This window comes from Desulfobacterales bacterium (genome assembly GCA_030066985.1).
Classification (GTDB): domain Bacteria; phylum Desulfobacterota; class Desulfobacteria; order Desulfobacterales; family JAHEIW01; genus JAHEIW01.
This window is the reverse complement of record JASJAN010000018.1, coordinates 13,449-32,939: the sequence shown is the minus strand read 5'-3', so window position 1 is coordinate 32,939 and position 19,491 is coordinate 13,449. Positions and strand designations below refer to the sequence as shown.

The following is a 19,491-nucleotide window of genomic DNA, read 5'->3' as shown; positions in this document are numbered from 1 at the left end:
CAAGGCCGCACAAGGGTTTCCGCCAAGGCGTACTTGAAGTACGTTGCAGGCGCGAAATCCGCGGAGAACGCCGGCCAGCGGAAAAAGGGCCGCTCAGAAATTGAAAACTAGATGTATTGACCACCGTCGACTTTGATCACCTCTCCGGTAACATGCTTGGCCCTGTCAGATGCCAAAAAACTCACCAGATAAGCCAGGTCTTCGGGCTGTCCGACCTGTTTCAGGGCACTTTCAGCCATGGCCATATCGATAATCTTATCTCTGGCCTCAGATTCCTTAAGCATCGCGGTTTCGATCAGACCGGGGGCCACGGCATTAACCGTAACGCCAAAGGCGCCCAGTTCCTTTGCCAGTGCTTTGGTGAAGCCAATAATACCGGCCTTGGATGCCGAATAATTGGTCTGGCCGAATTTTCCCCGCAAACCGTTAATGGAGGTCACATTGATGATCCTGCCATATTTTTGTTCCTTGAGAAGCGGCGCCACCTGACGGGTGAAGTTAAAATAGCCTTTTAGATTGACTTCCAGGACCCGATCCCATTGTTCTTCTGACATTTTCCACGATACGCCATCCCAATTCATGCCGGCATTGTTGACCAGAATTTGCAGACTGCCGAAAGCCTCAACAGCGGCCTTGACCACTTTTTCAGCATCGGCAAACGAAGAGATATCACACTGCACCGCCAAGGCCTTACGTCCCATAGCCTGAATCTCTTCTGCATATTTGATGGCTTCGGCTTCATGTTTACGGTAAGTTAAACAAACATTTGCACCCTCGTTGGCTAGCTCGAGTGAGGCGGCGGCACCAATTCCTTGTGATCCTCCGGTCACGAGCGCATTTTTCCCTTCCAGTAGCATAGAATCCTCCTCGTTTCTTAAACAACAGCCGTTTCAAATGTTAAAGACAGAGACAGCCATATTTTTAAAGGTTTTATCATTTTAGGTTTCGTAAAATTTGAAATCCTTTTTTTAAATTTTTGAAATGCTTCGCTTATCTGATGATATGACAGAATATCGACGCTACATTAAAGCTGGTCCTGGTTTAAGTCAATAAAAATTCTTGACATGGATATAGTTACATTGTAGCTAAAAAGTAGTTTCAAATTTTGGTGCTAAAAGCAAGTAAATTCTAAAAATAAAGAGGATAATATGGCAGCCATACCTGAAAAGATTCAAACCTGGCAGATGATTCAACCCACCACTTTTGACAAGGAAACCAAGCAGGTCACACCGGGTAAACTGGAAAAAGTAGAGCATCCGGTTCCTGATTTAAAGCCCGGTGAAGCGTTAGTTGAGGTTGCAGGCTGTGGCATCTGCCACACCGATTTGGGATATTTTTATGACGGTGTGCCCACGGTTTCAAAGCCACCGTTGACATTGGGGCATGAAATTTCCGGCACGGTTGTAACCGGAGATGAGGAATGGATTGGCAAAGAAGTAATTATTCCTGCCGTGATGCCCTGCCGCAAATGCATCCTTTGCAAAACCGGCCGCGGGAATCGGTGTCTTAATCAAAAAATGCCGGGTAACAGCTTGGGTGTATACGGCGGATTTGCAAGTCACATTCCGGTACCAAGTATCGATTTATGCGAAATCAAAAACCGGGGCGAGATCCCTTTGGCACACCTGGCGGTTTTAGCGGATGCGGCCACAACACCCTATCAGGCGGCTAAAAGAGCGAACCTACAGCCGGGGGATAAAGTTGTGGTAATCGGTATTGGCGGTGGTGTCGGGCAGTACATGGGACAAATTGCCAAAGGCCTGGGAGCCAGCACTGTTATTGGGATTGACATCGCCCAGGCAAAGCTGGACCGGGCACTCAATTTTGGCGCCGATTTTGTCATCAACGCCAGCGACAAGGATGCCCGGGCGGTTTCCGGTGAATTTAAAAAGATATGCAAGGAAAATGACTTTCCGGGTTTTGGTTGGAAGGTTTTTGAAGTTTCCGGCGCTAAGCCCGGCCAGGAAATTGGGCTGACGCTGTTAAGCTTTATTGGCAAACTGATTATCATTGGATTCGGACTTGGCAAGCTGGAGTATATGATCAGTCGGCTGATGGCTTTTGACGCAGAGATTATCGGGACCTGGGGCTGTTTGCCCGAATACTATCCGATTGTTTTAAACATGGTCACCTCGGGTAAAATCAACATCGATGCGTTCGTTCAGACCCGTCCCATGAGCACCATTGTGGAATCTTTTGAGGAGGCACATAAAGAACCGCCGGACAGACGCATTGTGCTGACTCCTGATTTTTAGCGGATAAAATAGGTCTTCAAATGTAAATTAGACGCTTTATTAATAAATTGAGGAGGTAGCAATTATGGCTTTAGACTGGATGCCACGTGACAATGAATTAAAGGACCATGCGCTGCACAGCGAGGTGCATTGGGGAAAAGATGAAGACGCACCCTGCGTGGTTTATGAGAAAAGACCGTTGACCGATCCCAAGGGAAATGTACAGGAAGGTCTCTATGTTGCCTGGATTCGCCTGAACAACCCCCGGCAATACAACTCCTATACCACCGAAATGGTCAAAGGCGTGATTGCCGGATTTGAAAATTCGTCCCTCGATCGCAGTGTTGTGGCTGTTGTTTTCACCGCAACCGGGCCGTATGCATTTTGTACCGGCGGCAATACCAAAGAGTACAGTGAATATTACAGCCGGCGGCCGGATGAATACGGCCAGTATATGGAGCTGTTCAACCACATGGTGGATTCCATCCTGGCCTGTAAAAAGCCGGTCATTTGCCGGGTCAACGGCATGCGGGTGGCGGGCGGTCAGGAAATCGGTATGGCATGCGATCTGACGATTACTTCGGACCTCGCTATTTTCGGCCAGGCGGGTCCACGCCACGGCTCGGCTCCGGATGGGGGATCGTCGGACTTTTTGCCCTGGATGCTCAGTAATGAAGATGCCATGTGGAACTGCGTTTCCTGCGAGATGTGGTCCGCCTATAAGATGAAAGCCAAAAACCTGATCAGCAAAGTCGTGCCGGTTTTGAAAATTGATGGCAAATGGGTCCGCAACCCCATGATCGTCACCGACAAATATGTCGAAGACGGAGAGATTGTTTACGGTGAATTTAAAACCGGTGAGGCCGCCAAGGAAGCCCGTGCTCTGGTAAAACAACACCAGCCCAATGCAGACTTCGAGCTCCTGGACAAAGAAGTCGACAAAATCGTCTGGACTTTCGCCAATCTGTTCCCCGGTTGCTTGATCAAATCGATTGACGGTATTCGTCAGAAAAAGAAATATTTCTGGGATATCACCAAAAACGCAAATCGTCACTGGCTGGCCGCCAACATGTCCGGTGAGGCCTTCCTGGGCTTTGGTGCTTTCAACACCAAAAAAATTACCGGCCAGGATGTGGTGGACTTTATTAAATTTCGTCAAAACGTTGCCGACGCAAAACTCTGGGATATGGATATGTTCGCGGAGGTTATGGGCGAGCCACAGGAAAAATAATTCACCTGAATTTGCATAAGAGTTCATGCAGAATGGCAGGCTTAAAACCTTATGGTATTTGCCTGCCATTTTTCTTTTTGCATCCTTGCAATATTAAAGGTGAAAGTGGTGCAATCTTCTTGACGTCACCTTGGGGTCATTGTTATTGGATCTTATCCACAGTCTAAATTAGCTCTAATCTAACCCTGGTACGGACTTATCAGCATATGACCTCACCTGTACCGATTGAATCTGTATTGACGACACCGCATGGTGATGTGCGCATCCGTTCGTTTTGTCGATCGGCAGAGATAAAGCGATACGGATTTGATACACAGTTTGGTGTTAGCGATGACTATACATCACTGTATACCCAGCGGGAAAGTTTGGAGGAAATTGCCGATCAGGACACTGCTAATGTGGTCATTGCGCTTGACAAGAAAAATACGATCATCGGTTTTGGCGTTTTGGCCGATCCCAACCCACAAGAGCGCTGGACACAATTGGGGCCGGGACTCATGATGGAGGTGAAAGCAGTTGAAGTCAGTCGATCCTGGCGCTCGGCCGGAATTGCACCCCGGATGCTAGAATTGTTACTGAAGCATCCCCGGGTCGAAGAAATGATCGTATATCTGGTAGGGTATTCATGGACCTGGGATTTAAAGGGGACCGGCAAAAGCGCAGAGGAATACAGCCAAGCGCTTATTCAACTCTTTGCGGCTTCTGGCTTCGAGCAATATGAGACCAATGAGCCGAACGTATGTTTGAAACCGGAAAACTTTCTGATGGGCCGAATCGGCAGCAATGTTTCCCCGCAGGCCGTCGACCGCTTCAAATGGCTGCGGTATGATTTGAATTTGTGGAGTTGGTCGGTCGGTTAAAATTCGCAAAAAAAGCAATGAGAAATTGTTAAGCTTTTAATATTTAGGACATCAGCAGGCTCCATAAGTCAGCAAAGTAGATAAAAATAAAGAGGTAAACAAATGGTTGAAGATCGAATGGTCTGGTTAAACGGCGATTTTATCCCCTGGGAAAAGGCCACCGTCCATATCATGAGTCACAGTTTTGGTCGGGGGTCGGCCATTTTTGAGGTCATCAGCTTTTACCGCACTGCACGCGGTCCGGCTGTCTTTAGACTCGAAGCGCATATTGATCGTCTTTATCGGTCGGCTGAGCTGCTGGACATGGCGCTGTCGCACTCAAAAGAAGCACTGTGTGATGCCGTTGCTGGCACCGTAAAACGCAACGACCTCAAACAGGGGTTTGTCAAAGTCATCTGCTTTTTTCCGGAAATTTCATTTGAGATTATTCCACCCAACAGCCAATTGAGTGTTTCGGTGTTTGCGCTCGATCCGGAAAAGGATTTGGGAGCCCAGGGCGACCCCTTCACAAAAGGAACAACCGCGTATGTGAGCAAGTGGCGTAAACTGGATTCCAGAACTGTTCCGATTGAAGCCAAGGCGGCTGCCAATTATTTAAACGGCATGGTCGCTCGTTTGGAAGCCCAAAAAAAGGGCTTTGAGCATGCCATTATGCTGGATACGCAAGGGTTTATTGCCGAAGGTGGCACTGAATCAGCGTTTCTGGTCAAAGACGGTTGCCTGTTGACGCCGGGGACCGGGTCGGTACTTAAAAGTATCACGCGCATGTCAATCCTCGAAGCGGCTCAAGAAGCGGGTATCAAATGCACGGAGAAGCAATTAAAACCCGAGCTGCTAAATGAAGCGCAGGAGGTTTTTTTGTCCAGCACGCCTTTCAAGGTCCTGCCGGTCACTCAGATTAATGATCGTAAACTACCAAATGTGCCCGGACCGGTGACTTGCAAAATCGCCGAGCTCCTCAACACGATCTCTGCGGGTAATGATGATCGTTTTGCCAACTGGTTGTATTTTATTGATTAAAGAGATTTCGTTTATCATCCAACCATGCACACAGAAATCAAGAAAATCCTCGCAGGTGACCAGTTGGCGGGTGCCAGGTTGATTCGGCAGCTGGAAGAGGGTGAACCCGACGGTTTGGCCGGGCTCAAAGCCCTGTTTTCCAAGACCGGCAAGGCCTATATTATCGGCATCACCGGTCCGCCGGGAGCCGGCAAATCGACGCTGGTAAGTCAAATGATCACAGAATTCCGCCAACAGGACCTGAAGGTGGGGGTAGTGGCGGTTGACCCATCAAGCGCATTGACTGGCGGAGCGTTTTTAGGGGACCGCCTTAGAATGCGGCAGCATACCGAAGATGCCGGTGTGTTCATCCGATCGATGGCCACGCGCGGTCATATGGGCGGGTTGAGCACCACAACCCGCGAAGTCGCTCTGGTGTTGGATGCCATGGGCTATGACGTCGTGATTGTTGAAACCGTCGGCGTTGGCCAGGATGAGGTCGAAATAATCGAATTTGCGCACACCACCATTGTGGTCAGCTTGCCGGGGACAGGCGATGAGATTCAATCCTTGAAAGCCGGCTTGCTGGAAATCGGTGATATCTTTGTTGTTAATAAGGGGGACCGGCCGGGTGCGGATGACGAAGTGGCCCGGCTGCAGGGCATGCTGGCGATGGGCAAAAAGCAAGCGGGTAATTGGATTGCGCCGGTTATTAAAACAACAGCGGTCAAAGCCCAAGGACTTTCAGAGGTGGTTGATGCCTGCTGGCGTCACCATCAGTTTCTGCTGGATGAGGGCCTGTTTCGCAAACACACTGATCAGCAGACTGTTCGCTTGTTTCAGCGATTGGTGATGGATCTGGCGGCCGATAAAATTTTTAGAGACAATAAAGACACCCCTATCTATCAGTCGCTGCTCGAAGATTTAAAAAATCGCAGAATCGATCCGGTGACAGCAGCTGAAAAGCTCCTTAAAAATGTTTATATAAAAGTTTAAGATATATCTATAAGTTATTGATTTCTTGTACGATTAACTTGCTAAACTTTTCAATTGCCTGGCTTTTTGTGATCATCAGGGTGTCATAGTCTTTGGCGGGTAAAGGCTCCCGGATAATTGTCCTTTTTATGCGCAGTGTTGCTTGTTTTTGCGGTTCGATGACCTTCCAAAACACCTCCAAAAGAACGTCTCTTTCATCTAAACGACCTTCAAAATGCCGGATATCCATCATGATCTGATAGCGGGGTTTAAAGTTGACATCCCAGGGATAGACAGCCACCTGCTCGATGGACAGCATCTGAGAGATATTTTCCGCTACGACCCTGGCAACGTCTTCATCCAGGCGACCCGCCCAGCGATGAAACTCATCAATTTGCAGTTTATGGGGGCCCGTGCGGATTACAATCTGGGGGCGATCCAACACTTCAGGTAGCACCACCGGACCGATTCCAATGGAAAGCGATGAGGCGGCCGCGATGCTGTTGGCAGCTGTTTGAGAGGAGCTCATCGAATTTAACGTATAGAATTCTGACTTGGGCGTACTGCCGCACCCGATGATCAATAGAGCAGCCAACGGAATCAACCATAGGGTTTTGTAAAAACATCCTGTGCGCATCATGGTGCATTTCCTTTCCCGAAAATCAGAGCATCCGGGTGGCGTTCCAGATAATCAAGCAGAATCCGCAGGGAACGAGCGGCTTCTCCCAGCTCTCTGAGTGCCTGTCTCAACTCGTGCTGCATAGGTGAATCTTTGCCCAGTGTGCCCTCAACAGATACCAATGTCTGCTGCGCCTGATCGAGGGTCGCCGATACGGATGGGGCAATATTTGTATTTAAATTTTTAGTGAGCTCGCGGGTCTCTTGCAGGGTTTGATCCAAGGCCCGAATAGCCTCCATCAACTCTTTAGAAGACGTTATTTTATTCACATTATCAAGTGTCTGCCCCAGGTCTTTGCCTATTTTCTCGATGGGTATTGTTTCGATTCTATTCAAAAGGCTGCTGACCCGTGCGGTCATGAGCTGCAGGGGCGCGGGAATGGTGGGCAATTCCGGAAATTGACCTTCATATATCACCTGTGCCTCGGGAGCATCAGGATGAAAATCTATATCGATGTACAATTGACCGGTCAGCAAACTACCGGTTTTCAATTGGGCCCTCATACCTTTGGCGACGAGCGAATTGAGTTCGGATTTTTCATCCATCCGGGCTTCACCGAAGGTTTCCCAGCGCTCGGGTTCGGTCTCAATCAGCACAGTAATTTTTGGGGAAAGCTTTTCGAGGTCCCATTCCGGTTTGATATCTACAACTTGCCCGATTCTGATGCCCCTGAATTCTACCGGTGCACCTATGGTCAAACCTCGGATCGACCCGTCAAAGTGCAAGATAAAATGCTGTTTTTCTGTATAGGTTCTCTCAAAAATGCTATCCCGGGTTTCATACAATCTGAAAATCTGGCTGTCTTTGGGCGGCCCGCCGGTTTCAAGGCTGGTGGGGGTGTCAAAGGCAATGCCGCCCATCATGATCGACACGATCGATTGGGTGTTGAGCTTGAAGCCGCCGGCATCAAACTTTAAATCAAAACCGCTGGCATTCCAGAAACGGGTGTTGGTGCGCACCAACTTGTCATGCGGCGCATTGATAAAGACTTTAATCGTCAAAGAGCGCCCGTCTTTGGCCAAATCATATCCAATCACCTGACCGACCTGGATCTGGCGGTAATATACCGGCGAGCCGTTATCCAAAGAGCCCAGGCTGTTTGCGCGCAGTAAAAATTCCCGGCCGGGTACGCCGGTGGTCACAATGGGAGGGATCTCAAGTCCCTTAAATCGTCTGGCTGGCTGGCCCTCTTTATTACCCGGGTCCATTTCGATGTAGGCACCTGAAAAAAGAGTTCCCAGGCCCGAGACCCCACTGGCGGTCACCCGGGGCCGCACCACCCAGAAACGGGTGTTTTCCGTCAAAAAAGGTCCGGCCTCTTTGACCAGTTCAGCCTTGACGATCACCCGGGTCAAATCGGCGTTGAAGCGGATGGTTTCCACCTGTCCAATTTTTACATCTTTATACTTGACCAGGGTTTTACCGGCTTCCAGTCCTTCAGCGGATTCAAAGGTGATGGCCACCATCGGTCCTTTTTCTGACAATCCTTTGTATGCCAGCCAGCCACCGATCAGAACGGCGACAATCGGGATCAGCCAGACAATTGAAATTTGTTTTTTGGTTTGAACCTGCGCTGGCGGTAAATCCTCCAAATCCGGTTCAAGGTTGATTTCAGCGTTCATTATTTGGCTCCTGTGTGTCCCAGATCAGTCTGGGGTCAAAGCTCATGGCCGCAAACATGGTGATAATCACCACACCGGCAAAGAAAACAGCACCGGGGCCGGCCTCGATGGTTGCCAAAGAACCCAGTTTGACCAGGGCGACTAAAATGGTGACCACGTAGATATCAACCATCGACCAGCGACCAACCGCTTCGGTTATGCGGTAAAGCCGTGTGCGGTCTTTGGGTCGCCACTGGGATTTGCGTTGGACTGAAATTAATAAGAAGGTCAGCAAAAATAGCTTTAGCAGCGGGACAAAAACACTGGCCACAAAAATAACCAGCGCAATGGGCCAGCTGCCGGATTGGACAAAATAAATGACACCGCTCATGATGGTATCCGACTGTGCTTTGCCAAATGAAATCACTTTGGTAATCGGCAGCACATTGGCCGGTATGTAAAAAATGAAAGCAGCAATGATCAGCGCCCAGGTGCGGCCAATGCTGTTGGGCTTGCGAGAGTGAAGGCGTGAACCACAACGTGGGCAAATTGTAGAGAGGCCCTCAAGCTCTGGCAAATCTTTGCATAGCAAATGACATTTATCACAGCTGATCAGTGAAGCCGTCTTAGCAGTAAGCGGTGGTCTGTTCATTGGCCTTAGTCCAATTTTTTCCATACCATATGTGAATCTAGCGCTGCTGCTGACGCCGCAAGTATAAAAATAAGAATCATAAACGCATATAAGGCAATGCCGGGGATAATATTGGCCATCTTAATGAGCTTGACGGCGGCTACCAATATGCCGATCATAAAAACTTCCATCATGCCCCAGGGCCGAAAACTGCGCACCGTGCGAAAGAGCAGGGCCAGTTTCCAGGGCTGCCGGCCCATTTTCAATGGGACCATGATAAACAGCATACCTGAAAGCTCAAGCAAAGGGATCACAATGGTCGTCAACAGCACTACACCGGCCACGATCCACATGCCTTGCCGGTAGAGCTCAACAACCCCGGTAATCAGATTGGTTTGCTGGATCTGGGCTTCCAACCTAAAAGTCAGAAACGGATACGCATTGGCGATAATAAAAAGAATCAGTCCGGCCACTGTCAAGGCGAGTACGCGGTCCATACTGTTTTGTTTATGCCGGTACAGCACAGCCCCGCAGCGGATACATCTGGCTGTTCCGCCCGGGGGACAACGCTGGGGTTTATGCAGCAAATCACATTCATGGCAAGCAATAATAGATTTCATAGCCGTATGCAATGGAAACGATCAGTGTGTTATTCAATTGCCCGGCAAGGGGCGATCTTCATCAGATGGGAGTGCAGCCTTGGATTATGTGGTATCTATAGCATATAATTATAAATTTATCGACCGCTTTGCCTATTAATTGCTGGGCTTTTGAGGTCGGATATAGAAAACAAATGCAGCGGTCGGTGAAATATAAATGACATCATGTGCGCTTTCAACGAAAAAATGTCCTTGACAGGATTTTTACCGAAATGTCAAAAAGTTCTATTGCTACCTGTTTGACATTTTGGAAGAAGGCCAAAAAACCTGAGAAATGAAGCCGGATCTCGACCCGATAAGCGCGCGCGATATTTTTGTTGGAACCATGGACCACATTATTACACGGTGGTTGTTAACGGATAGGTCTTATTGCCTGTTTGATAATTTGGACCATACCTTCAATTTGCTTGTTGCCGCTTTTAAAGCACAGCAATCCAATTCAGCCGAATGTTTAAACTATAAAAGGCGGATGTGAAATAGCGGAAACATTGTTGGAATGGGATTATTCTGAATTATTGTGTGAAGAACGCAATGAATGTAGCTGCATCTATCCGGACAATGCGATCAGCATACCGCTTGACAAGGTAACCTTCTATAGTAAAATCGAACTGCAGGTTTAATTAACGCCAGCCATTTTAAAATTTGTTCGGCCGGAATAGAGGAGGGTAGGATGAAAGTAAACAAAGTCGACCATATCTGCATTGCGGTCAAAAACCTTGATGAGGCCAGAAAGGTCTGGGAGCCGGTGTTGGGAAAAGACAAGCCCGACGATGAATACATAGATGAGCCTGAGAAAATTAAGGTGGCCCGCTACTGGGTCGGTGAAGTCGGCTTTGAACTGATGGAATCGACCACTCCGGATGGCGATGTCGCTAAATTCATCGAAAAACGGGGTGAGGGCGTGATGCTGATCGCTTTTAATGTCGATAATACCCGCGATTCCATGGCAGAATTAAAGGAAAAAGATTATCCTTTTATCGGCGGCGCACGACCATTCAGAGATTGTGAGTTTGCTTTCATTCATCCCAAGAAAATGAATGGGGTTTTGCTTGAACTGATAGATTATAAGTGGAAAGAATTCGAATAGAGACCTTTGAAAAACATCCCCTTTTGCCCAATTTCTTTGTCAGACGCAGATTTTAATCCTCGACATACCCAAAAGTATGCCTCAAATTAAAATCTTCGTCTTTCTCGAAATTGAACAAAATTGAAAATTTTTCAAAAGTCTCAATCAATCTTTATTAGCGTAAACTGAAATTTCATTTCTAACGATAATTACAGCCTTAATGGAAGTTTAGGTGCAAGGTATAACCAGCTGAGAATAATAATAAAAATCTACTAAAGGCATCCAATAAGTTAATCTCTAAATTATGAGGTTGGAGAGATGAGCATTTCGAAGAAAATTGAAGATATCATATCAAGGGCGTCTTTCATCCGGAAGATGTTTGAAGAAGGAGCGCAACTCAAGGCTCAATACGGATCCGATAAAGTCTATGATTTTAGCCTGGGAAATCCGAATTTGCCACCGCCCGAAAAATTTAATGAATTGCTCAGGGATACGGTGGACTCCTGCGGGCTGGGGGATCATTGCTATATGCCCAATACCGGTTATCCGATGGTGTGCGGCTCTGTAGCCGATTATTTGGCTGAAGAACAGCAAGCCCCAGTTACCGACTTTGAAGTCATGATGACGTGCGGCGCCTCGGGTGCTCTCAACGTGGCTTTGAAAACGATACTTGATCCGGGTGACGAAGTTCTTACACCGGCGCCCTGTTTTGTTGAATATAAATTTTATGCCGACAATCATGGCGGGGTCTTAAAAACGGTTCAGTCCAAACCCGATTTTCAACTCGATTTAGATGCCATGTCCGACGCCATTACCGCAAAAACCAAAGCCGTATTGATCAACTCGCCCAACAACCCGACCGGGCAGGTTTACCCTGAAGAAGATCTGGTGGCACTGGGTGCCTTATTGGAAAAGAAGAGCAAAGATTACAAACGCACGATCTACCTGGTCTCAGACGAACCCTATCGTAAAATCGTTTACGACAATGTTAAAGTGCCGAGCATATTTACCAGCTATAAAGAAAGCATTATCGGCACCTCCTATTCGAAGGATATTTCAATTCCCGGTGAGCGCATCGGATTTATTGCTATTAACCCCGCGGCCACCTATAAAAACGATCTGGTCGCCGGTATGACGGTTGCCAATCGCATTTTGGGCTTTGTCAATGCACCGGCGCTGATGCAGCGCGTGGTAGCCTGCATGCAGGGGATGAGTGTGGAGATAACTGAATATGCACGTAAACGGGAAATGCTGTGTGATGGCCTGGCCGCATTTGGATATGAATTTATCAAACCGCCGGGGACATTTTACCTTTTTCCGCGCTCACCGATTCCAGACGATGTCGAATTTGCCAATGCGCTTAAAGAGGAACGTGTTCTGGTGGTGCCGGGCAGCGGCTTTGATGGACCTGGTCACTTTAGAATTGCGTTTTGCGTGGATGACCATGTGATTAAAAATTCGATGCCGGGCTTTGAAAGGGCAATCAAGAAATACACATAATTGAAAATTGCTTCATGTTCTTGCCTATGGGGTTAGTGTTTCTGCATAGCCACATTCCGCAATTCAGCTAACGTGTTGGTTTTGTGATTTAATTAAACGAGATATGGGGTGCGATCATAGCAATACCGGCTTTCTTTGTGGACATTTGAACCTGACCCGATCGGGTTGCGACAGAGCCTTTCTGGTTTTTTATAAATAGTTTCACTATCCCTCAATATATACATGCCAATTTAGAGATTTAAATGTGTTGTCAACTCATTTCTTTTCAGCATATATATTTCGATATTTCTAAAAATATAGTTGACTGTCGATTCCCGGTATGCTTTATCTTGTTTTCATGAAACATGAAGATGCAGCCAAAAGATTGAGTGAACTGGGCCATACCACCCGGCTGTCCATTTTTCGATATTTGGTGAAAGTCGGACATGACGGCGTTCCGGTGGGGGAGATCCAAAAAGCCTTGGGGTTGCCGGGTTCTACCTTGTCCCACCATATTTCACGGTTGGTTTCCGTCGGATTAATTAAGCAAAATCGTGAAAGCAGGACGCTCTATTGCACTGCCCAGTATGATTCGTTGGATGAATTGTTAGATTTTCTTCAATCCGAATGCTGTAAAGGTATTAAAGATTGTGGTTGAGATTTTTTCGGAGACAGGTTGTCAATATTTTTTTTGGTGTGATATTTCTATAATTCCAAAAACATCGATATATAAAAAAATTGAACCATGGACGATGATCAAAGGGTAGAAAAGAAAAACCAAAAAGAAATGACGACTATAAGTTGCTGTACAACAGCGACGGGAGCTCAAATTCTGGAATCTTCGCCCGTTCAAGAGCCATTCCATCTGCCCTGCTGTGAAAATTCAGCCGGCGATACAGTCACATCAGAGGGAAGTTTAGCAGACCCTGTACATCCTAAATTTGCTTTCATGAATACGTCGTTTTGGCTTTGGGGTATAGCGGGCTTAACCGGTATAACGATCTTGATTTTGAGTGCTGGCTTTGTTCCCGGCATCAGGCCGGAAATCTTTTGGCGTGAAATCATCTCAAATCTTGCCTTTGTTGGCAAAGCGGTATGGTCAATCCTGCCTTTCTTCCTTTTGGGTGTTGGTATAGCTGCCTGGGTCACGGTGTCCGGTTTTTCGGAGCGTATCAAAGCGGTATTCTACCGGAGGGAGAAAATCGCCATCGCAGGCGCCGCTATCGTTGGCGCCACCATACCGCTATGCTCTTGTGGCGTTATTCCCTTGATTGCCGCTTTGTTGGCAAGCGGCGTACCGCTTGCGCCCGTAATGGCGTTTTGGATTAGTTCACCATTAATGGGGCCGTCCATGTTTGTTCTTACTGCCGGTGTGCTGGGGATCGATTTTGCTTTAGCCCGGCTTGTTACCGCGGTTTTCTTGGGAGCAGGAGCCGGCTATATCATATATTTTTTGTCAGCTTCCGGCCTGCTAAATAATCAACTCCACGGGTTGAGCCTGTCACAAAGCTCATGCTGCAGTTCGGAGGATAAAACGGATAGCTCGGGTTCGAAATTTTGGAGCAATTTTTGGCCTGAAGCTTTGAAAGTTTCCTTATTCCTTGGCAAATGGCTGCTTATTGCTTTCATACTTGAATCGCTTATTGTGCATTATGTCGATCCAAGCTGGATCTCCGCTGCCCTTGGTAAAAATCAGCTTTTTTCCATACCACTTGCCACCGCCATTGGTATTCCTGTCTATACCTCAGGGGTGGGTGCGATTCCAATCGTCGATGGACTTCTCAAGAATGGAATGAGCCAGGGAGCGGCGCTGGCCTTTTTGATTGCCGGGCCGGTAACAACGATCCCAGCCATGACGGCTGTGTTTGCACTAGTCAAAAGACAAACGTTTGCGATTTACCTTGGGGCGGGTATCGCTGGTTCCCTGATTGCAGGATATTGCTACCAAATCATTGCCGGTTGAAATGGCGCCAACCGTCAATCTTTATTTATTATTGGAATAATGACTAGATCAAGTCAACAGTGTAAAGGAACACATCATGGCACAAGTTAACCTGAAAAATATAACAAAGTACTTCGGCAGCTTTAAAGCCATTGATAATTTGACCCTGGAGATCAATGATGGAGAATTTTTTACACTATTGGGCCCCAGCGGATGCGGGAAAACAACGACCATGAGAGTTGTGGCGGGCTTCATCGATCCCCAGGAAGGTGATGTGTATTTCGAGGATAAACGCATGAATTCCGTTCCAGCCCACAAACGGAACACGGGCATGGTTTTTCAGGATTACGCGTTGTTTCCGAACATGTCCATTTACGACAACGTCGCTTATGGTCTGAAGGCCAGAAAAGAAAGCAAGAAGGATATCGACCGCAAAGTCAACGCCATGTTAGAAAAGGTTGAACTCGGCGGGTTAACAAGGCGATATCCGAACGCACTGAGCGGCGGGCAGCAGCAACGCGTAGCACTGGCGCGGGCCCTTGTCATTGAGCCCGAAGTGTTGCTAATGGATGAACCCCTTTCGAATCTCGATGCAAAACTGCGCATCAACATGAGGGAGGTCATCAAGCGGCTCCAGAAGGAAGTCGGGATTACCACCATATTTGTAACCCACGATCAGGAAGAAGCGGTCTCCGTTTCTGATCGGGTTGCGGTAATGAGGCAAGGGTGCATCGAGCAAATCGGTTCTCCCATGGATGTATACCGCAATCCCGCCAACCGGTTTGTGGCTGGTTTTATCGGTTCTGCCAATCTCATTGAAGCCCGGGTCGTATCGAGTAACAACGGAAAGGATATGGCTGTTTTGGATATCGATGGCGAGGAGATCCAGGTTTCAAATACCAAAAAGCTTTCGTCAAACGTGCTTTGCTGTCTAAGGCCCGAGGAAATTTACATCGTTGACGGGAATGATGAGGGTGTAAATACCCTTAAAGGTCGCGTGGTCAGTGTCATGTTTATGGGATCCATGGTCAAATACAGGATTCAGGCCTTTGAAGGCATAGAACTCAAGGTCGAAAAACAAAACATAGACGACTCAGGAATAAAAAGCGTCGGACAGGAGGTTACCCTAAACATATCCGCTAACTGTCGAATATTAGATATATAGGAAGATTTTTATGAAACTGCACCGTTTTAATATCTGGACTTTAATCACCATAGTGGCCTTCTTTGTGTTGATATTGTTCGTTCTATATCCCCTGCTTTCTTTATTCGGTGTGAGCTTTACGTCACCATCAACAGGAAAATTTTCTCTTGAAGGGTATTATACATTTATCACCGATCACGTTTACCGCTCAGCCATGTTCAACAGCCTCATCCTCAGCTCCGTAGTTACGGTACTTTGCCTTATTATCGGGGTCACCATGGCATTTATCGTAACACGCTATGAACTTCCCTTTAAAAATGTGATTCGCACCCTACCATTGCTCACCCTTATTCTACCGACCATTATTGTGGCTGAATCATGGATCCTGACAGTGGGCAGAAGCGGTTTTGTGACCGAATGGTTAAGATTAATCGGTGTGGAGCTACCCTCCATCTATGGTTGGCCGGGTCTTATCATTGTTCTAACCATGCAGCATTGGGCGTTTATGTTCTTAATGGTTTCATCGGCGATGGGTTCCATTGATTCTTCCCTGGAAGACGCAGCCCGGAATCTGGGATCGAGCCCCTTTCGTACTTATCTGACAGTGACCTTTCCCGTGATTGCACCTTCGATTTTGGCCAGCTCATTAGTGGTTTTTACCCTGGTAATAGAAAATTTTGGCGTACCGGTCATTTTGGCAGAAAGCCTGCCAATTTTATCTGTGGAAGCTTACAATGAATTCGTGAGTGAAATGGGGGGAAGCCCATTGATGGCGAGCACGCTGTCAATGGTGTTGTTAATTATTACAACGATTGTGCTTATCATTCAGAAAAGGGTTGTCGAAAGAAAGGCATATCAGATGGAATCCGGTCGAGCCCCGCGGTCCAGAACTCTCTCACCGGTACCAAGAACTCTGGTATTAATATTTTGCTTCGGACTTATCTTTCTGTCCCTTTTTAGCATCCTTGTGTGCCTGGTGGCCTCCTTTACCAAAAGCATCGGTCCAGTCCTTCATTACGGCCAATTCAGCATAGAGAGTTATGTTAAGGCTTTTACACTGGCGCCGAGGGCCGTCTATAATTCACTATTTTTGGCCACCACTGCGACCATAATCGGTTTCGTTTTCGCCACATTTACAAGTTATGTCTTGGTAAAAAGGCGCTCCAAGGCAACTTATCTTCTGGATATGCTGGTGATGTTTCCATTGGCAGTTGCGGGCACTGTTCTGGGGATTTCCCTTATTACGACTTTCAACAAAGGCTTTTTGGTTCTCACCGGAAGCTGGGTCATCATGCTGGTGGCCTATTTCGTGCGCAAAGTCCCATTTGCCATCAGGACGAGCTCTTCGGTTTTGTATAACATAAAGGAATCTATGGAGGAGGCTTCCATCAATCTTGGCGTCTCACCTTTGAAATCATTTTTTAAAGTGGTAATGCCGCTGATGATGCCGGCGCTTGTTGCCGGTGCGCTTCTCATGTGGGTCGGCACTCTTGCAGAACTCGCCGCTACAATCGTGCTTTACTTCGGCGAGTGGTCCACCATGCCGATCCAGATATTTCAGCAGATTGACAGCGGGGAATTTGGTACCGCTTCTGCTTATGCTTCGGTGCTGATCGCGGCCATTTTCCTTCCGTTATTTATTGCCATTAAATTTTTTAAGATCGATGTATTTGCAGCAAAATAGTGTTTAAACAATTGGTTCTATCGCCGTCAATGTAAGGTGTGCCCAGATTCAATTGAAAAAGGAAGGAGGTGGTAAAACACCAATAAATGAAGCGAGGTGTTACATAAAATTAATATTGATCCATTAGAAAGGAGAGAAATTATGAGATTTTCAAGAGTTGCCGTATTTATGGTTTTAAGCCTTTTCCTTACGATCACTTTAACCACGGGTGTTTTGTTTCCCCTGGAAGAAGCTGCCGCGGGAAAAGTAGTACTGTATTCTTCCAACAAACAAGAGGTTATTGATCTTGCCGTAAAAATGTTTAAAGAAAAACATCCCGATATTTCTGTTTCTGTGGTGAGGGCCGGGTCAGGTGCCCTGATGAAAAGAATAAGCGCGGAAAAAGACAACCCTTTGGGCGATGTATTTTGGAGCGGTGGCTTTGGGACCCTGGGAGCATATATGGAAAATTTTCAGCCGTATTCTTCACCAGAAGCCAAAGGCATCAAACCGGAGTTCATTGAGAAAAACAATATGTGGACCGGTGTGAATATTCATCCCATGGTCATTATGTACAACTCCAAGCTTGTGTCTAAAAGCGAGCTGCCCCAAAAATGGTCAGACCTTTTTGATCCCAAATGGAAGGGCAAAGTCGTCATGGGCAATCCGGTTAAATCGAGCTCCACCTATATCCAGGCTTATGGTTTTAACAAATTATACGGAAAAGAGGGACTGGAAAAGCTAGCGGCAGTTGTGAAAAACGTGCCCAGTACCAGCATGGTATACAAAGGTGTGGCAATGGGCGAATACGCCCTGGGGATCACCATGGAATATGCCGCTTACACATATGTTGCCGGGGGGCAGAAAGAAATCGGCATCATCTATCCCAAAGACGGCTCCTTTTTATCTCCCGAAGGGGTTGTCTTAATTAAGGGCGCCAAGAATCCTGACGAAGCCAAGCTCATGTATGACTTCTTCTGCTCTAAGGAGGCCCAGGAAGCTCTGTTTGTAAAAAGCTTCAGGAGGCCCACCCGCGGCGATATCGCAGTCGAAAAGCTGACAGATCTGCCAGCTTTGGGCGATTTAAAATATATCGATATCGATCAGAGTAAAGCCTCCAAAGACCACCCGACCCTCACCAAAACATGGGAAGGGATCAAGAAAAAATTAAGGTAGCAACGCAAAAATGAAAGCAGCGCTCCATGATCCACAATGGAGCGCTGCTTCACTTGGACCTACTTTATCCTACCAATTCAACAAGGAACCGCAAATGGCGAAAGATTTAAATACTTTTAAAGGCAGGAACTCACTTAAGGATTTTTTGAATCCCGGTATGCATCCTTACTTGCCTTTAGTGGAGCTGCCTGAGGATCTCAACCCCTTTTTCGACGATAAAGTTAGAATATTTGCCAAACTCATGACCTTTTTGCCTTTAGGAAACGTAAAGTGCATGCCGGCCTACAACATGCTGCTTGAAATGCGTAAGCGCGGAGAGCTAAAAGGGGTTGAACAGGTTATTGAAAATTCTTCCGGCAACACGGTCTTTTCAATCGCGCTGGTGGCCCGAATGCTGGGTATTGATAAAATCAAATCTTTTGTGCCGACCGAAGTTTCCTGGCAAAAATTAGTTATGCTGCTGTTCTTCGGTGTCGAGCCGATTGTCAACCAGGAGCCCGACTGGCCGGATCCCACTGATCCGACCAGCGGAATTTATAAAGCCAAAAAGCTGGGTAAAAAGGATAGTTGGGTTAATCCAGGACAATACGATAATAAAGACAACCCCAAAGCCCATCAAAAATGGACCGGAAAGCAAATCTGGGAACAAACAGAAGGAAATATAAGTGTTTTTTGTGCCGGTCTGGGGACCACCGGCACAATTATCGGTACCTCGACCTATCTCAAGAGCAAGGAAAGCAAAGTTCAAGTCGTTGGTGTAATGAGAGAGGCGGATACTTATACCCCGGGGGTAAGGACGGAAGCATTATTGCGATTAATCGGTTTTGAATGGCGCCCGCATGTTGATGATATCCAGAGAGTTGAAACCGCGGCGTCTTATAAAACTAGCATGGCACTGAGTCGGCAGGGCATACTGGTGGGTCCGAGTTCCGGCTTCGCGTTGGCAGGATTGTTAAAATATTTACACCAAAGAAAAAACAAAGATACCTTCGATGGATTAAGAAGTAAAAACGGCGAAATTGTATGTGTTTTCGTTTGTCCTGATAGCCCGTTTCTGTATTTAGATGAATATTTTAAATACTTAGATGAGCATAATTTCCCAAAAATTGAAAATGAAGACCTGTTGTTAAATAAGCCCGAAGGATAGAAAAA

18 protein-coding genes are annotated in these 19,491 nt (G+C 47.0%); 13 read left to right on the top strand and 5 right to left on the bottom strand.

What is annotated here, in order from left to right; genetic code table 11:
- Window positions 1-107: 107 nt before the first annotated feature.
- Entirely contained in the window at window positions 108-857 is a 750-nt protein-coding gene (locus tag QNJ26_10265; GenBank protein MDJ0985919.1) for an SDR family NAD(P)-dependent oxidoreductase, read from the bottom strand.
- A gap of 291 nt (window positions 858-1,148) precedes the next feature.
- Here QNJ26_10265 and had point away from each other — a divergent pair, with 291 nt between their 5' ends.
- The 5 genes from had to meaB all read left to right on the top strand — a co-directional run bounded on the left by had (window position 1,149) and on the right by meaB (window position 6,320).
- A complete protein-coding gene (had, locus tag QNJ26_10260) occupies window positions 1,149-2,255 on the top strand; it encodes a 6-hydroxycyclohex-1-ene-1-carbonyl-CoA dehydrogenase (GenBank protein MDJ0985918.1) in 1,107 nt (368 codons plus the stop codon).
- Between the two features lie 64 nt (window positions 2,256-2,319).
- Window positions 2,320-3,465 carry a 6-oxocyclohex-1-ene-1-carbonyl-CoA hydratase gene (gene oah, locus QNJ26_10255; protein MDJ0985917.1) on the top strand — a complete coding sequence of 382 codons (1,146 nt, stop codon included), beginning with the start codon at window positions 2,320-2,322 and terminating at the stop codon, window positions 3,463-3,465.
- 206 nt (window positions 3,466-3,671) lie between these two features.
- Window positions 3,672-4,325, top strand: coding sequence for a hypothetical protein (locus QNJ26_10250; GenBank protein ID MDJ0985916.1), 654 nt, complete (start codon window positions 3,672-3,674; stop codon window positions 4,323-4,325).
- 102 nt (window positions 4,326-4,427) lie between these two features.
- The gene (ilvE, locus tag QNJ26_10245) at window positions 4,428-5,345 is read left to right on the top strand and encodes a branched-chain-amino-acid transaminase (GenBank protein MDJ0985915.1); all 918 of its coding nucleotides are present in this window, start codon (window positions 4,428-4,430) and stop codon (window positions 5,343-5,345) included.
- Window positions 5,346-5,369: 24 nt separating this feature from the next.
- Window positions 5,370-6,320 (top strand): methylmalonyl Co-A mutase-associated GTPase MeaB, encoded by a 951-nt coding sequence (meaB, locus tag QNJ26_10240; GenBank protein MDJ0985914.1) that lies wholly within the window; start codon window positions 5,370-5,372, stop codon window positions 6,318-6,320.
- A gap of 7 nt (window positions 6,321-6,327) precedes the next feature.
- Here the strand turns inward: meaB and QNJ26_10235 are convergent, their stop codons facing one another.
- From QNJ26_10235 to QNJ26_10220, 4 genes are read right to left on the bottom strand one after another with little or no spacing between them, the layout of a single operon-like run.
- The gene (locus QNJ26_10235) at window positions 6,328-6,939 is read right to left on the bottom strand and encodes a PqiC family protein (GenBank protein MDJ0985913.1); all 612 of its coding nucleotides are present in this window, start codon (window positions 6,937-6,939) and stop codon (window positions 6,328-6,330) included.
- Window positions 6,936-8,600: an MlaD family protein gene (locus QNJ26_10230; GenBank protein MDJ0985912.1), complete on the bottom strand. Its 1,665-nt coding sequence runs from the start codon at window positions 8,598-8,600 to the stop codon at window positions 6,936-6,938. Before QNJ26_10230 ends, QNJ26_10235 begins: the two co-directional genes overlap by 4 nt.
- The gene (locus QNJ26_10225; protein MDJ0985911.1) at window positions 8,590-9,231 is read right to left on the bottom strand and encodes a paraquat-inducible protein A; all 642 of its coding nucleotides are present in this window, start codon (window positions 9,229-9,231) and stop codon (window positions 8,590-8,592) included. Before QNJ26_10225 ends, QNJ26_10230 begins: the two co-directional genes overlap by 11 nt.
- Window positions 9,232-9,236: 5 nt before the next feature.
- Window positions 9,237-9,830 carry a paraquat-inducible protein A gene (locus QNJ26_10220; GenBank protein MDJ0985910.1) on the bottom strand — a complete coding sequence of 198 codons (594 nt, stop codon included), beginning with the start codon at window positions 9,828-9,830 and terminating at the stop codon, window positions 9,237-9,239.
- Window positions 9,831-10,539: 709 nt separating this feature from the next.
- Here QNJ26_10220 and QNJ26_10215 point away from each other — a divergent pair.
- From QNJ26_10215 to QNJ26_10180, 8 genes are all read left to right on the top strand, one after another.
- Complete coding sequence (locus QNJ26_10215) at window positions 10,540-10,956, top strand: VOC family protein (GenBank protein MDJ0985909.1); 417 nt, start codon at window positions 10,540-10,542, stop codon at window positions 10,954-10,956.
- A gap of 297 nt (window positions 10,957-11,253) precedes the next feature.
- Window positions 11,254-12,435, top strand: coding sequence for a pyridoxal phosphate-dependent aminotransferase (locus tag QNJ26_10210; GenBank protein ID MDJ0985908.1), 1,182 nt, complete (start codon window positions 11,254-11,256; stop codon window positions 12,433-12,435).
- 337 nt (window positions 12,436-12,772) lie between these two features.
- Window positions 12,773-13,072 carry a metalloregulator ArsR/SmtB family transcription factor gene (locus QNJ26_10205; protein MDJ0985907.1) on the top strand — a complete coding sequence of 100 codons (300 nt, stop codon included), beginning with the start codon at window positions 12,773-12,775 and terminating at the stop codon, window positions 13,070-13,072.
- An 87-nt stretch (window positions 13,073-13,159) separates the two neighbouring features.
- Window positions 13,160-14,377, top strand: coding sequence for a permease (locus tag QNJ26_10200; protein ID MDJ0985906.1), 1,218 nt, complete (start codon window positions 13,160-13,162; stop codon window positions 14,375-14,377).
- Between the two features lie 76 nt (window positions 14,378-14,453).
- Window positions 14,454-15,521 (top strand): ABC transporter ATP-binding protein, encoded by a 1,068-nt coding sequence (locus tag QNJ26_10195; protein MDJ0985905.1) that lies wholly within the window; start codon window positions 14,454-14,456, stop codon window positions 15,519-15,521.
- Window positions 15,522-15,531: 10 nt separating this feature from the next.
- Complete coding sequence (locus tag QNJ26_10190; protein MDJ0985904.1) at window positions 15,532-17,184, top strand: iron ABC transporter permease; 1,653 nt, start codon at window positions 15,532-15,534, stop codon at window positions 17,182-17,184.
- A gap of 141 nt (window positions 17,185-17,325) precedes the next feature.
- Window positions 17,326-18,339 (top strand): ABC transporter substrate-binding protein, encoded by a 1,014-nt coding sequence (locus tag QNJ26_10185; protein ID MDJ0985903.1) that lies wholly within the window; start codon window positions 17,326-17,328, stop codon window positions 18,337-18,339.
- Window positions 18,340-18,433: 94 nt separating this feature from the next.
- A complete protein-coding gene (locus QNJ26_10180) occupies window positions 18,434-19,486 on the top strand; it encodes a pyridoxal-phosphate dependent enzyme (GenBank protein MDJ0985902.1) in 1,053 nt (350 codons plus the stop codon).
- Window positions 19,487-19,491 lie beyond the last annotated feature (5 nt).